Raw genomic sequence first — 12605 nt, forward strand, 5'->3', positions numbered from 1 at the left:
TCGTTGCGACGTTCACGACCGTTGAGACGTAGGGAACAACACCGAAAGAATATTAATAGATGTCTTTGCATTGAAAACCGCATGGCACGCGATTGCAGTACGACAAACAACGATAGCGGAGCGGACGTCAGTCCCCTCGCGCGTCGTTCGTATTTGAAACTGACCGGCGCGGCCGCGGTTGCGGCCGCCGGTACGAGTATGGCGACCAGCGCCGCGGCGGCGAACGGGTACGATACCGTTACGATTCCCGCGAACACGGCGAAACAGTTCACCGTCGGGAGCGGCGAGACGTTCGAGAACAAACTCATCGACATCAGCGCGCCGGGCGCTGACGTCCGCATCGTCGCCAGCGGTTCCGACTGGACGATTCGCAACGTCGGGTTCACCGGCGAGGCCGACACGAGCGGCCCCCACTCGCCGGGAAAGAACCTCGGCGGGTATCCGAACCTCATAACCGCGTCGGGAACCGGCACCATCGAACACGTCTACCTCGGCGACGGCGTGTCGGGCGACATGGTCCGCAAGGGCGCTATCGGGATTCCGATGTCCTTCGCCGGCCACATCGACATCACCGAAGTCACGATGAACGGCTGGACCGGCAACGCGATTTACGCCGGCGGCGCGGCGAAGTCCGGCGGCGGCGGCGGCACGCTGGCCTTCGACCGCTGTCTCCTGAAGAACAACAACATCAGTCACCTCCGCGTCGCGACGGACGGCACGACGGTGAAGAACACCGTCATCTACAACACGAACGACGTGCCGCTCCACCCGATAAACGGCGGCGTCGTGAACTCCCGCGGCGTCTACGACGGCTACGGGACGACGAGCGACGTGGTGACGTTCGAGAACTGCGACATCGATTGCACGGAGGCGGACACGAACGGCGCCGCCTCCGCGCTCGTCGCCGCCCACACGACGTTCGAAGTGAAGAACTCGCAAGTCAAGGGCGGCCTCATCGGCAACGTCGAGACGACGAACGTCGGCAGCAACCCGTCACACGAAGCCCCGGACGGCGCGCCCACGACCGCAACGGAAGCCGCGAGCGGCGCGGCGTCGTCCAGCGGGAGTTCCGCGACGAGCGGAAACTCGGGAACGGAACAGAAGAAGGCGAAACAGCAGAAGAAAGCCGAGAAAGCGAAGAAGACGACGAAGCCGAAAAAAGCGAAGAAAAAGAAACCGAAGAAGCAGAAGAAACCGAAGAAGCAGAAAAAGCAGAAAAAGCAGAAGAAGGCCAAGGCGAAGAGAGACAAGAAGCAGACGAAACCGAAGCGGCCGAGCGACCCGAAGATGGCGAACGAGTCGGCCGCCGCCGCACCCGGTTCGACCGACTATTGTTTCACCTACAACGGACGCCGCTACTGTTTCGACCTCGGGCAACTTCTGCGGTCGTTGGCCGGAGTCCGCTGAGAGCGGAAACTCGGGGACGTATTTTTCGGCGCGTAGGAGTCGCATACCGCGATGGAACGCCCCGATTGTCGCATTCACGGCCAGCCATCGCGTTCGGGAGGGGTGTTCCGTGGCGTACGGAATCGAAAGGCGGGTCGTTCCCACGACGCATAACAAAGTGGAATTAAGCCGTCGAACGGGTAAATGAGCAGCCGTAATCGACTGCACCAACGCGGAGTCGACGCGCCGCAAACGGAACCCGAACGCGGAGACGAACGCCCGCGGTCCGACGAGCGGTCGGAGGAACTGACGATCGGAATGTACTACCGGAAAGCGGGGACGAGGGACGCGGGCGGCGTCGTGATGTACGTCCAAGAACTGCTCGACGCGCTGTCCGGCCACCAGTCCGCCTATCTCTACACCGAGGACGGGGAGTTGACGCCGAAGATGCGCGCGACGGACGCCGAAGTCGTCCAGTTGGCGTCGGGGGAGACGGGTATGCTCGGAACGCTTTCGACCCGCGTGTGCCCCGGACTGTCCGAAAAACTCGGTCCGTTGGTCGGCGCGCTCCGCGACGGAACGATAGCGCACATGGACGAGACGCTCGACGTGCTCGTGACCCACGACTTCCTGGACGACATCGTGCTGTCGAACCTCCTCGACGTGCCGGTGGTCCGTATCTTCCACGGGTTCGAGCGGACCGGATTGGGAACGACGGCACACGGAGCGCTGTCGGATAGCCACTCGATAGCGAACTCGGTGCAGACCAGCGCGGAGTTCGTCGAGGAGCTGGGCCACGAACCCGAAGGCATCGTCTATCCGGGCGTCGATACCGACCTGTTCCACCCGGACGCCCCGCCCGCCTTCGACCGCGACGAACCGACGATACTCTTCGTCGGACGGTTCGTGGAGTCGAAGGGGGTGTTCGACCTCATCGACGCACTCGCGGCGGTGCGCGACACCGCCGACGCCACCGACGCCGAACCTCACCTGTCGATAATCGGACGAGGGGACCACGACGCCGTGGAGCGACGAATCGAACGGCACGGGTTGGAATCGTCGGTTTCCGTCGTGGGGGCGGTCCCGCACGACGACCTTCCCGGATACTACACCGCAGCGGACGTGGTGTGTTCGCCCTCGCACTACGAGAGTTTCGGCATGGTCAACATGGAGTCGATGGCGTGCGGCACGCCCGTCATCACGACGGCCGTGGACGGCGTCACGGAGTACGCCATCGACGGCGAAACCGCGCTGCTCGTCCCGCCGAATTCCCCGGACGACCTCGCCGACGCGATAGCGACGGCGGTCGAATCGCCGGAGCTACGCGATCGACTCGCGACGCAGGGAAGGGCGGTCGCGGAGCGCTATTCTTGGGAACAGTCTTCGAAGCGTCTCGCCGACCTGTGTTTCGAGATGGTCGAAAACTGACGTCAGGACTCGACGTCCAACCCCGTGGGAACCGCCCGCGTCGCCGTCGCCTTGAACGACGCGACGGCCAACGTGCCGGGTTCCAACCCCAACCGCTCGACGCTGGTGGTCGTGACGAGCGCCTGTAACGGCGTTCCACCGCCGACGTCGACCGCGATTCGGGCTATCTTTTCCCCCTCTTCGACCGACGAAACCGTCCCGGAAAACTGGTTTCTGGCGCTCGTCGCGTCGCCGATGGGGGCCGCGTCCGGACTGTACAGCGTCACCACGTCCGAGCGGATGCAGACCTCAACGGCGTCGATTTCCGGGGGAACGAGCGCCCGCACGGTCCCCACGTCGGTCTCCACGAGTCCGAACTCGCCGTCGCGCTCGGTGACGGTCCCGACCAGTACCGTCTCGTCCACCTCGGCGAGTCCCGACGATTCCGCCGTGAGGCGGCGAAACCGCTGGATGAGGCCGCGCGCCTCGTCGGTCAGCGTACTGCCGCCGCCGGACGAACCGCCGCGTTCGCGCCGGACGAGCGGTCCGAACCCCTCCTCCAAAGTCACGATTCGACGCTGTGCGTGCGCGTACGAGCGCCCGAGCGCCGTCGCCGCCGCGTTGAGCGACCCGTGTTCGTCGATGGCCCGGAGCAAACGCACGTCCTTTTCATCGAAGGCGACGTCGTCGGCGACGAGTTGTGCGTCGAACGTGGCCCGTGGCGTCCCGTCGTGCATCGTCACTCCTTCGGTCGTACTCCCCGCTACATCAGTTCTCCGGCCTGTCCTCACTCCGAACGTCGATGAACCGTCATCGGGATTTCCTTCTTCGGGCGGGCGGTGATGGTCGCCATCAGGTCCAGTTCGGCCTCGGGCGTGAGTTCGATGTGATACTGCTGGTAGATGGTGGCGAGGAGGAGACGCGCCTCCAGCATGGCGAATCGGTCGCCGATACAGCGCCGCGGACCCGCGGCGAACGGGAAGTAGGCGAGTTTGGGGAGCGACTTCTCGAACTCGTCGGTCCAGCGCTCGGGACGGAACGCGCGCGGGTCGTCGTACCAGCGCGGGTCGCGGTGGACGACCCACTGGTTCATCTGTACCGTCGCGCCCGCCGGAATCTCGTACCCGCCGATGATGTCGGGTTTGGTCGCCTCGCGGACGATTCCCGGTACGGGCGGGTAGAGTCGCATCGACTCCTTCACGACCCGTTCGGTGTACGTGAGGTCGGACAGGTCGTCCATCGTCGGCGTCTCGCCGTCGAGCACCTCGTCGAGTTCGGCCACGAGTTTTTCCTCCACTTCGGGGTACTGGGCCAGCGCGTACATCGTGAGCGTCAGTGACAGCGCCGTCGTCTCGTGTCCGGCGAGGAGGAGCGTGACCACCTCGTCCCGAATCTGCTCGTCGCTCATGTGGTTGCCGTGTTCGTCGGTGGCCGAGAGGAGCGTCGAGATGACGCCCTCGCCGTCGGCGTCGTTCCGCCGCTCCCGAATCATCCGATAGACGACGCCGTCGAGTTTCTCCCGCGCGTCCTTGATGCGCATCCGCGACGGCGTGGGGACGCCCGGCGGGAGGATGAAGTTGGCGAGGTTTTCGGTACCCATCATGAACTCCGAAAGCGCCGTCCCGATGGTGTCCACCTCGTCGTCGATGTCGACGCCGAACAGCGCCCGGGCGACGATTTTGAGCGTCACCTCCATCATGTCCTCGTGGACGAGTCGGGTTTCGCCGTCCTCCCACGTATCGAGTTCCTCCTCGGTGAAATCCGTCATCATCGTCGAATATCGCTGGATTTCCTCGGGGTGGAACGCGGGTTGGATGAGGTGGCGGTTCCGCCGCCACACCGCACCCTCGCTGTTCAGGATACCCCGTCCGAGGACGGGGCCGAGGATGTGCTGGAAGCCCTCGCCTTTGATGTAGTTCTGGTTGTTCTGGACGAGGACCTGCTCGATGTAATCGGGGTGGTTGAGTTGGTACATCGGGCCGTCCAGTTCCTTCCAGTGGGCGATGTCGCCGTACTCGCGGGCGGTTCTGGTCATGAAGCCGAACGGGTCGCGGATAAATTCGAGTCGAGTTCCGACTATCGGCAGTCCGTCCGGTCCCGGCGGCGTCTCTCCCGTTTCGGTAGGTGTGTCGCTACTCATCCTTACCCGATAGTTCGGGGTCCCGCAGTCTATGTCTGTTTCCCATCATCCTAGGTGTGTTTAAATACTGCCGGACGCTAGGACCGCGATATGCGGTACGCCACCATCGTCCTGACGTGGGGACCGGACGTGAGCGTTCATCCCGTCGATGACCTCCTGTCGGGGACCGACGACGTGACCGTCGAAACGATTCAGTACGTCGGTCCGGTGTACGAAGGCCGGTACGTCGAGTTCGTCGAACTGCACGGCGACCTCGACGTGGCGCGGGCGCTGTTGACCGACTCGCCGGAGACGGTCGAGTTCGACATCGTGGGCGAGAAGGGTCGCGGCGTCCTCTACCTGCACTGTCGAACCGCGGGGTTGGTCGACGACCTCCTGACCATCCTCCGCGAGCAGCAAATCGTCCTCGACTGGCCGATGCAGTACATCGACACGGGCGGCGAGCGCGGCCTGCAACTCACGGTACTGGGGACCAGCGAGGCGATTCGTCGGGCCGCAGGCGACGTTCCCGACGGAATCAAACTCCGCCTCGAACGGATGGGCGAGTACGAACCCGACATGGGAAACCTGTCGTCCATCCTCACCGAGCGACAGGAGGCGCTCTTCGACCTCGCGGTCCGCGAGGGCTACTACGAAGTGCCGAGGGAGACGACGCATCGGGAACTCGCGGACGAACTCGACCTCACGACCGGCACCGTCAGCGAACGCCTCCAGCGAATCGAGGCGAAGTTGGTCGGCGCCTACGTCGATTGAGGGGAAGACACGGCGGGCGATGGAGGGAAATCGCGGCGGACGGTAGCGGTGATTCACGACGGACAGTGGAGAGATATCACGACAGACAGCGGAGAGGAATGGATGCGGCTAACTCCTCCGCTCGCCTCCCATCTAGTGTGACAATCAGTGTCGCAGGGTAGGGACCATGCCACCTTCACAGCCATCCGCTTCGACGAATCGCCCGGAGAACGAGGAATCGACGTCGCCGTGGCGACTGCCGACGGTTCAAATCGTCCTCGCGGCGACGCTCCTCGCACCGCTCGGCGTGCCGCTCATCAGTCCGACGCTCCCCGCGTTCCGCGACGCGTTCGGCATCACTGACGCGCAGGCGAGCCTCCTCATCAGCACGTACTTCCTGACCGGAATCTTCCTGTCGCCGTTCATCGGCATGCTCGCCGACAGGATCGGACGACGGGCCGTCCTCATCGGCGGCCTCGTCGTTTTCAGCCTCTCCGGCGGTGCCATCGTCGTCGCGCCGAGTTACGAGGCCGTCCTGATACTCCGAACCATCGGCGGCACCGCCGCCGCAGGCATCTTCATCACCACCGTCACGCTCATCGGGGACTCGTTCGAGGGCACCCAGCGGAACACCGTCCTCGGCATGAACAACGCCGTCCTCTCGGCGGGGGCCGGATTGTTCCCCATCATCGGCGGGGCGCTCGCCACCGTCTCGTGGAACGTGCCGTACGTCGCCTACCTCCTCGGCTTGCCGCTCGCGCTCTACGCGGTTCGACACCTCGAAGAACCGGACCACGAACGCGACTCGAAGGGCTTCGCCTACCTCCGCCGCGCCGCGAGCGTCCTGAGCGGCCCCGACGCGCTCGTCTGCTACGGCGCGGCGTGCATGACCGAACTCCTGTTGTTCGGCACGGTGCTAACGATTCTGCCGTTCCTCCTCGCGGGCGACTTCGGCATGTCGGCGTTCGCCATCGGACTCGTGTTGTCCGTCGCGGAGGTCTCCTCGGTGGTCGTTTCGGCCAAGAACGGCTGGTTCGCCCGGTACACCTCGAACTACGGCCTCATCGCCGCCGGGTTCGTCTGCTACGCGGTCGGCCTGTTCGGCGCGTGGTTGGCCCCCTCGCCCGTCTTCATCGCGGCGACGATGCTCGTGCTGGGCGCTGGACTCGGCCTCTCCATGCCCGCCGTCGATGCCGCCATCAGCGACCTCGTTTCCTCGGGACTCCGCGGCGGGGCCTTGAGCCTCCGCAACAGTACGACGTTCCTCGGCCGCGCCGCCGGACCGATACTGTTCGCCGGGTTGGCCGAGGTGACGGGCTACTACCCGCTGTTCGTCATCAGCGCCATCGTCGCGCTCGTCATCGCGCTCTCCATCGCGTCGATGAGCGTCTACCGGACCCGTCGCCACCCGGCCGTCAGGGCGTAGATCCGATCGAACGGCGACAACCCTCTTTTCCGTCCGTCGCGTGGCTCACCCATGGCAACCGTACTGGGGATTCGATGCGACGACGGGGCCGTCCTCGCGGGTGACCGGCAGGCGACCGTCGGCGGCACGGTTCGCTCCGACGCGGTTCGGCGCGTGTTCGACTACGACGACGCCGGCGCGGCGCTCGTCGGCGACGTCGGAGCCATCGAGGAGTTCGACAGACGGGTCGGGTCCGAACTTCGGAGGGAACGTCTCGACAGCGACGAACCGCCGTCGATGGAGCGAATCGAGCGAATCGCGGCCGACCTCGCGGGGGAAGTCGGCGTCGATGGGTTGGTCGCGGGAACTGATTCGAACGGCAACGCGGCCCTCCGCGAGATCGGAAGCGACGGCCTCGTCTTGGCGACCGACGCCACCGCGGTCGGAAGCGGTGCCGCCGTCGCGTACGGACGCCTCGAAGACGCCGACGAGGGGGCGAGCGTGGACGATATCGAAGCCCTCGCCCGAGAGACGCTCGCGGTAGTGGCCGAGCGTGACACCGATACCGGCGACGACATCGACGTACTCCGATTCGAGGGGACGGCCTGAGCGCAAGAAGTGGGAGACTCAACACATCGAATCGGGCCACAAACGGCCTCGAATTCCGTGGTGTTATCGGTCCGGTTCGCGGTCGTCGTCGGCGTTGGTTTCCGCTTCCGGTTCGGTTTCGGTTTTCCCCGACTCTATTTGACGGAGGAGGTCGGGGGTTCGTTCGTGCCGTGGCGTCTGCGCGAATCGTTCGATTTGTTTGATATCTTCGTCGGTTAATCCAGATTCCATACTAAACTTGGCGATTCTATACGGTATATATCTATGCAAAATAGTGGATTTTCTGAACTGTATACTGATTTTCTTGTCACCGTTGTCATACGATATGATGGCTCTACGCCCACGTTCGTTCCAGATAATAGGGTTTTTTATACACCGTCGTTGGCAACAAATAGTAGTCGAACGATGTCTCCGGGAAAACAACTGACACCCAACCAACCGACGATACCGACGACCGAATCAACGCGAGTGTTCACCGTTCGGGACGGGGAACACGTAAGCGAGACGGTCATCCGCGCCGTCTCGGAACAGGACGACGTGAGTCTGACGAACGTCGAACCGCTGTACGAGCGAATCGACCCCGACGCACTGGACGACTTTTTCGACCCGACTTGTAACGGACGGGGTTCGACAGCGATGAGCGTCGAATTCGATTACGCCGGACACACGGTCATCGCCCGCGGGTCCGGCGTCGTCGAACTGAAATAACGGTTATCGGTCCGACTCCAGTGCGGTCACGTTGACCGCGCGAACACCGAACCCGTTCTGAAGAGCCGTTTCGACTGCTTCTCGGCCACGTGCCTCGTCCACCGTCAACCGCGCGACGATATCGACTTCGATGTCCGTCGCTCGGGGACGGAACCCGGCGTGTTCGACGTCGTGAACGGTTCGAACGCGCTCGATTGCCGCGAGCGCGTCCCGCGCCGCCGTCGTGAGGGTGCCGTCGGTACCGCGGGGGACCAACACCGTGACTTCGGCAGTGACGGTCACTGCGTGGAGTGCCTGTGACATACTGCTCCCGCGCGATTCGAACGCGGACCGTCACCCGCAACCCATCGAAACCGATGAGCGCGGCGTGGGGTAGACCACTACCCGACGGGAGCGGTGGAACGGGGTGGGATGATATGGAACGAGGCGTATCGGTGCGGTCGGCGGTGGCTCGAACCGTTCGACAGCGACACCTCTCACGGGGTTCGTCCGAGGACGAACCGCGGCGCGTGAACGCTCGTGGCCGTCCGCCCGTTCCGGTCGCGGACGCCCGCGAATCGCAGCACCCGACACTACGCGGTCACGAAGACGAACGCCGATACCGGGACGGAAACGTGGTCGAAAAGAGCCGGAAGCGGCCCGAACCCACGCGCAGTCGGGTGTCTCTCGATTCGGTGGAATCGAAGAAAACACCCGCCGCCGCTGGCAGTGGCGTCCGCCTTACGCGACGAGCGTGGGTGTAAACCGACCGTGGTGGCCATCGGCAACACCATACCACCCGTCGCGTCCGCGGGAAAGATTCCCGTTGGGAGAGCCATACCGGCCCTTCCACGCGGATATCCCAACCGCGGACACGTCGTTCTCGGCGAGAACGAAGCGCGTTTGGCACGGTTGGGTGGTACGGGTCATGATGATCACTCGGGTTCGGTCCGTGGGTGTATCATCACGTATTTTGGCTAATATAATAATCGTTGTGCAACCGTGAGATTGTCTAGCAAGCCGACTGGACGTCCGCGGATCACCACCCGATGACGCATCGGTCCCGCCACAGTTTCCCGCTGGGACTTTCGGGTTCGAAGCGCGCCAACCACACCGGCGTCTCGGCACCCTTCTCGACGCTTCGAGGCGCACCGGACCCGCCCATATCGGTCCGCACCCACCCGGGACAGACGGCGTTGACGACGAGGTTCGGGTATTGCGTCGCCAGTGCGTCGGTGAAGGCGTTCACGCCCGCCTTCGAGACGCCGTAGGGGAAATGGCCGGTGTCGATGCCGCCGTCGAACTGCCCGGACCCGCTCGAAAGGGTGACGACGCGGCCGCCATCGCGCTCGGTCAGCAACGGCAGCGCGCGTTTCGTGACGAGCATCGGCCCGTGCAGGTTCGTCCGAAGCGTCGCCTCCAGTTCCCTGCCGTCGAGCGAGTCCAGTTTGCCCGTCGGGCCGTACGTCGCGGCGTTGTTGACGAGTATATCGAGTCGGCCCTCCTCGTCCGCAATCGTCCCGATGGCCGCACGAATCGCTTCCTCGTCGGTCACGTCGAGTCGGACCGCCCGCTGATCGGATGCCGTCACGGTGTCCGGGTCGCGCGCTCCGGCGTACACCGTCGCACCGAGTTCGGAGAGTCGCGTCGCGATTTCCTCGCCGATGCCGCGGTTCGCGCCCGTGACGAGCGCGACCTGCCCGTCCAGCGAATCGTACAGGTCGATGTTCATACGCGGTTCACGCCGTCCATCGCCATTCGTGTTGTGTCGGAAAGGGTGGCGAGAGGACGCCAGCGCACATCCGCGACCGTACCGTTCGGACCACACTACGGGGGAGTAGCTACTTGCCCGTGGCTGGCGTATTCGTCTCCATGGCACGGAACATCACGAAGTCCGCCGCGTTCGCCCTCGGGACTGCCGCCGCGCTCGGTGCCGCGTGGGTCGGGTGGGGAGCCTACACCCGGCGGACGACCGACCAAGTGCCGTACACGACCGCACTGCACGTCGATGGCGTGGAGATTCGACGCTACCCCGACACCGTGGTCGCCAAAACGACGGCGAGCAGTCAGGAAGAGGCGTTTCGGCGACTGTTCCGCTACATTCAGGGAGAGAACCGTTCGGAGACGGAAATCGAGATGACGGCACCCGTTTCGACCGGACGGGAGAAGATAGCCATGACGGCACCCGTCGCGTCCGAGTCGTCGGGCGACGGGATGGAGATGGCGTTCTTCCTGCCCGGCGAGTACACCGCCGAGGGAGCGCCGAAACCGGAAGACGAGACCGTGACCGTCGAACACGTCGAAGCGCGAACCCTCGCCGTCCGTCCGTTTTCGTGGTACGCGACGGAGGACCGAATCGCCGAGCATCGACAGCGGTTGTTCGATACGCTCTCGGCACACGATTTGACGCCGACGGGCGACCCGTTCCTCCTGCGCTACGACGACCCGTGGACGCCGCCGTTCATGCGCCGGAACGAAATCGCGGTGGCGTTGGAGTAGCGGTCCGGCGAAAGACGGTCAGCGCGACAGGGGGACCGGGGAGGGAAAGGGACGGAACCGCGCGCGGCGATATTTTCGAACCGCCGCCGAAATTTCACCCGGAAAAACGGCGAGATATCGGTATCGAATCTTCGGATGTCCCCCATAGACTCCGGATACCCTTAGCCACCTTAAACACATACCACCCCGACGATGTCCGTCGATTTCCTCCGAGCCCTTGTCATCGAGAAGATGAGATAATTTTGCCACCACCTGTCGGAGCGCCACGCTTATATAGGAGGTCGGCAATTGAACCGAGTACAATGTCAAACAACGACATGACCCCTAACAGGGGGGGTCGAGTTCTTCGAGGGCACGTTAGCCCACACCGACGAGATTGATTCAGTTCGAATTTTCGACACGACACTCCGCGACGGGGAGCAGACGCCACGCACCTCGTTTACGCCGGACGAAAAGCGCGAAATCGCGGCGAAGCTGGACGAGATGGGGACCCACGTCATCGAGGCGGGCTTCCCGGCCAACGGCGACGCCGAGTTCGCGGCCGTCCGCGACATCGCGGAGTCCACCAGCTCGACGACCTGTGCGTTGGCACGGATCGTCGACGGCGACGTGGAAACCGCGCTGGACACCGGCGCGGAGATGGTACACGTCTTCGCTTCGACCAGCGACGTGCAAATCGAGGATTCGATGCACACGACGCGCGAGGACGTGACGGAACGTGCCGTGAAAGCGGTCGAACGGGTCGCCGAAGCGGGAGCGATTCCGATGTTCTCGCCGATGGACGCGACGCGAACGGACCCGGACTACATGGCCGAAATCGTCGAAGCCGTCAGCGAGGCGGGTGCCGAGTGGATCAACATCCCCGACACCTGCGGCGTCGGCACGCCGAGTCGGTTCGCCGACTTGGTCTCCCACGTTCGGGACCACACCGACGCGCGCATCGACGTTCACACGCACGACGACTTCGGCATGGCGACCGCGAACGCCATCGCCGGCGTGGAGGCGGGCGCGGACCAAGTGCAGGTCAGCGTCAACGGCATCGGCGAGCGCGCCGGAAACGCCGCCTTCGAGGAGGTCGTCATGGCCGTCGAGAGCGTCTACGGCGTCGATACCGGAATCGACACGGAACGCATCACGGAACTGTCGGAGATGATAGCGGAGTACAGCGCGGTGGACATCCCGGTGAACAAACCCGTCGTGGGGGCGAACGCGTTCGCCCACGAGAGCGGGATTCACGCCGCGGGCGTCATCGAGAACAGCGACACGTTCGAGACGGGCGTGATGAAACCGGAGATGGTCGGGGCACACCGCGAGTTCGTCCTCGGCAAACACACCGGAACTCACGCGGTACGGCAGCACCTGCAACAGTCCGGGTTCGTCCCGACTGACTCCGAGGTACGCCAAATCACGCGCCGGGTCAAAGACCGCGGTGCGAAGAAGAACCGCGTGACGGTGAGCGACGTACAGCGATTCGCCCGCGAACTGGGCGTCGATTCTAGCGAGGAGGCGCAGGCGTAACCATGGCCTCCCGTCGTTTCATGACCCGCCGTGAGCCACGGCCAACACGACCCTGCAAGAATTGCCCGGCACGTAAGGGCTATTTGTGTCGCGGCACGAACGATGTTCACACAGATGCCACGACGACGTTCGACCCGCGGTTCGCAGCTGTCGAGCGTTGCGGCCGTGGAGCGCGTACGCATTATTGTAGGGGTCTAGCTACCCCTCACCTCTTCTCACCCC

At 64.1% G+C, this 12605-nt stretch carries 14 protein-coding genes; 9 read left to right on the forward strand and 5 right to left on the reverse strand.

Annotation, left to right across the window (positions count from 1 at the left end; translation table 11 throughout):
* The first annotated feature begins 81 nt into the window (after positions 1-81).
* Both LJF34_RS08045 and LJF34_RS08050 read left to right on the forward strand, forming a co-directional pair.
* Positions 82-1407, forward strand: coding sequence for a hypothetical protein (locus tag LJF34_RS08045; protein ID WP_231184374.1), 1326 nt, complete (start codon positions 82-84; stop codon positions 1405-1407).
* A gap of 183 nt (positions 1408-1590) precedes the next feature.
* Positions 1591-2814 carry a glycosyltransferase family 4 protein gene (locus LJF34_RS08050; RefSeq protein ID WP_231184375.1) on the forward strand — a complete coding sequence of 408 codons (1224 nt, stop codon included), beginning with the start codon at positions 1591-1593 and terminating at the stop codon, positions 2812-2814.
* A 2-nt stretch (positions 2815-2816) separates the two neighbouring features.
* Here LJF34_RS08050 and LJF34_RS08055 read toward each other — a convergent pair whose 3' ends face one another.
* A complete protein-coding gene (locus LJF34_RS08055; protein WP_231184376.1) occupies positions 2817-3530 on the reverse strand; it encodes a TOBE domain-containing protein in 714 nt (237 codons plus the stop codon).
* Positions 3531-3580: 50 nt separating this feature from the next.
* Positions 3581-4933 carry a cytochrome P450 gene (locus LJF34_RS08060; RefSeq protein ID WP_231184377.1) on the reverse strand — a complete coding sequence of 451 codons (1353 nt, stop codon included), beginning with the start codon at positions 4931-4933 and terminating at the stop codon, positions 3581-3583.
* Between the two features lie 90 nt (positions 4934-5023).
* Between LJF34_RS08060 and LJF34_RS08065 the strand changes: the two genes are divergently transcribed.
* The 3 genes from LJF34_RS08065 to LJF34_RS08075 all read left to right on the forward strand — a co-directional run bounded on the left by LJF34_RS08065 (position 5024) and on the right by LJF34_RS08075 (position 7679).
* A complete protein-coding gene (locus LJF34_RS08065) occupies positions 5024-5686 on the forward strand; it encodes a helix-turn-helix domain-containing protein (RefSeq protein ID WP_231184378.1) in 663 nt (220 codons plus the stop codon).
* Positions 5687-5852: 166 nt separating this feature from the next.
* Complete coding sequence (locus LJF34_RS08070) at positions 5853-7091, forward strand: MFS transporter (RefSeq protein ID WP_231184379.1); 1239 nt, start codon at positions 5853-5855, stop codon at positions 7089-7091.
* Positions 7092-7142: 51 nt separating this feature from the next.
* Positions 7143-7679 carry a 20S proteasome subunit A/B gene (locus tag LJF34_RS08075; RefSeq protein WP_231184381.1) on the forward strand — a complete coding sequence of 179 codons (537 nt, stop codon included), beginning with the start codon at positions 7143-7145 and terminating at the stop codon, positions 7677-7679.
* A 63-nt stretch (positions 7680-7742) separates the two neighbouring features.
* Here the strand turns inward: LJF34_RS08075 and LJF34_RS08080 are convergent, their stop codons facing one another.
* On the reverse strand, positions 7743-7910 hold the full coding sequence (locus LJF34_RS08080) for a hypothetical protein (protein ID WP_231184382.1): 168 nt from the start codon (positions 7908-7910) through the stop codon (positions 7743-7745).
* Between the two features lie 174 nt (positions 7911-8084).
* On the opposite strand from LJF34_RS08080, the gene LJF34_RS08085 reads away from it, so the two are divergent.
* The gene (locus LJF34_RS08085) at positions 8085-8387 is read left to right on the forward strand and encodes a HalOD1 output domain-containing protein (protein WP_231184383.1); all 303 of its coding nucleotides are present in this window, start codon (positions 8085-8087) and stop codon (positions 8385-8387) included.
* A gap of 3 nt (positions 8388-8390) precedes the next feature.
* Here LJF34_RS08085 and LJF34_RS08090 read toward each other — a convergent pair whose 3' ends face one another.
* Positions 8391-8690 (reverse strand): hypothetical protein, encoded by a 300-nt coding sequence (locus tag LJF34_RS08090; protein WP_231184384.1) that lies wholly within the window; start codon positions 8688-8690, stop codon positions 8391-8393.
* A gap of 113 nt (positions 8691-8803) precedes the next feature.
* Between LJF34_RS08090 and LJF34_RS08095 the strand changes: the two genes are divergently transcribed.
* Positions 8804-9130 (forward strand): hypothetical protein, encoded by a 327-nt coding sequence (locus tag LJF34_RS08095; protein WP_231184385.1) that lies wholly within the window; start codon positions 8804-8806, stop codon positions 9128-9130.
* A 275-nt stretch (positions 9131-9405) separates the two neighbouring features.
* Here LJF34_RS08095 and LJF34_RS08100 read toward each other — a convergent pair whose 3' ends face one another.
* On the reverse strand, positions 9406-10098 hold the full coding sequence (locus LJF34_RS08100; RefSeq protein ID WP_231184386.1) for an SDR family NAD(P)-dependent oxidoreductase: 693 nt from the start codon (positions 10096-10098) through the stop codon (positions 9406-9408).
* Between the two features lie 140 nt (positions 10099-10238).
* Here LJF34_RS08100 and LJF34_RS08105 point away from each other — a divergent pair, with 140 nt between their 5' ends.
* Together LJF34_RS08105 and LJF34_RS08110 are read left to right on the forward strand one after the other, a co-directional pair.
* Positions 10239-10865 (forward strand): heme-binding protein, encoded by a 627-nt coding sequence (locus LJF34_RS08105; RefSeq protein ID WP_231184387.1) that lies wholly within the window; start codon positions 10239-10241, stop codon positions 10863-10865.
* Between the two features lie 375 nt (positions 10866-11240).
* On the forward strand, positions 11241-12383 hold the full coding sequence (locus LJF34_RS08110; protein WP_231185053.1) for a 2-isopropylmalate synthase: 1143 nt from the start codon (positions 11241-11243) through the stop codon (positions 12381-12383).
* The last annotated feature ends 222 nt before the right edge of the window (positions 12384-12605 follow it).

Source organism: Haladaptatus sp. DYF46 (assembly GCF_021083305.1).
GTDB lineage: Archaea > Halobacteriota > Halobacteria > Halobacteriales > Haladaptataceae > Haladaptatus.

Bases quoted from the DNA above. Each gene is read 5' to 3' on its own strand.
- LJF34_RS08045 (WP_231184374.1), top strand. From the start codon at position 82: ATGGCACGCGATTGCAGTACGACAAACAACGATAGCGGAGCGGACGTC.
- LJF34_RS08050 (WP_231184375.1), top strand. From the start codon at position 1,591: ATGAGCAGCCGTAATCGACTGCACCAACGCGGAGTCGACGCGCCGCAA.
- LJF34_RS08055 (WP_231184376.1), bottom strand. From the start codon at position 3,530: ATGCACGACGGGACGCCACGGGCCACGTTCGACGCACAACTCGTCGCC.
- LJF34_RS08060 (WP_231184377.1), bottom strand. From the start codon at position 4,933: ATGAGTAGCGACACACCTACCGAAACGGGAGAGACGCCGCCGGGACCG.
- LJF34_RS08065 (WP_231184378.1), top strand. From the start codon at position 5,024: ATGCGGTACGCCACCATCGTCCTGACGTGGGGACCGGACGTGAGCGTT.
- LJF34_RS08070 (WP_231184379.1), top strand. From the start codon at position 5,853: ATGCCACCTTCACAGCCATCCGCTTCGACGAATCGCCCGGAGAACGAG.
- LJF34_RS08075 (WP_231184381.1), top strand. From the start codon at position 7,143: ATGGCAACCGTACTGGGGATTCGATGCGACGACGGGGCCGTCCTCGCG.
- LJF34_RS08080 (WP_231184382.1), bottom strand. From the start codon at position 7,910: ATGGAATCTGGATTAACCGACGAAGATATCAAACAAATCGAACGATTC.
- LJF34_RS08085 (WP_231184383.1), top strand. From the start codon at position 8,085: ATGTCTCCGGGAAAACAACTGACACCCAACCAACCGACGATACCGACG.
- LJF34_RS08090 (WP_231184384.1), bottom strand. From the start codon at position 8,690: ATGTCACAGGCACTCCACGCAGTGACCGTCACTGCCGAAGTCACGGTG.
- LJF34_RS08095 (WP_231184385.1), top strand. From the start codon at position 8,804: ATGGAACGAGGCGTATCGGTGCGGTCGGCGGTGGCTCGAACCGTTCGA.
- LJF34_RS08100 (WP_231184386.1), bottom strand. From the start codon at position 10,098: ATGAACATCGACCTGTACGATTCGCTGGACGGGCAGGTCGCGCTCGTC.
- LJF34_RS08105 (WP_231184387.1), top strand. From the start codon at position 10,239: ATGGCACGGAACATCACGAAGTCCGCCGCGTTCGCCCTCGGGACTGCC.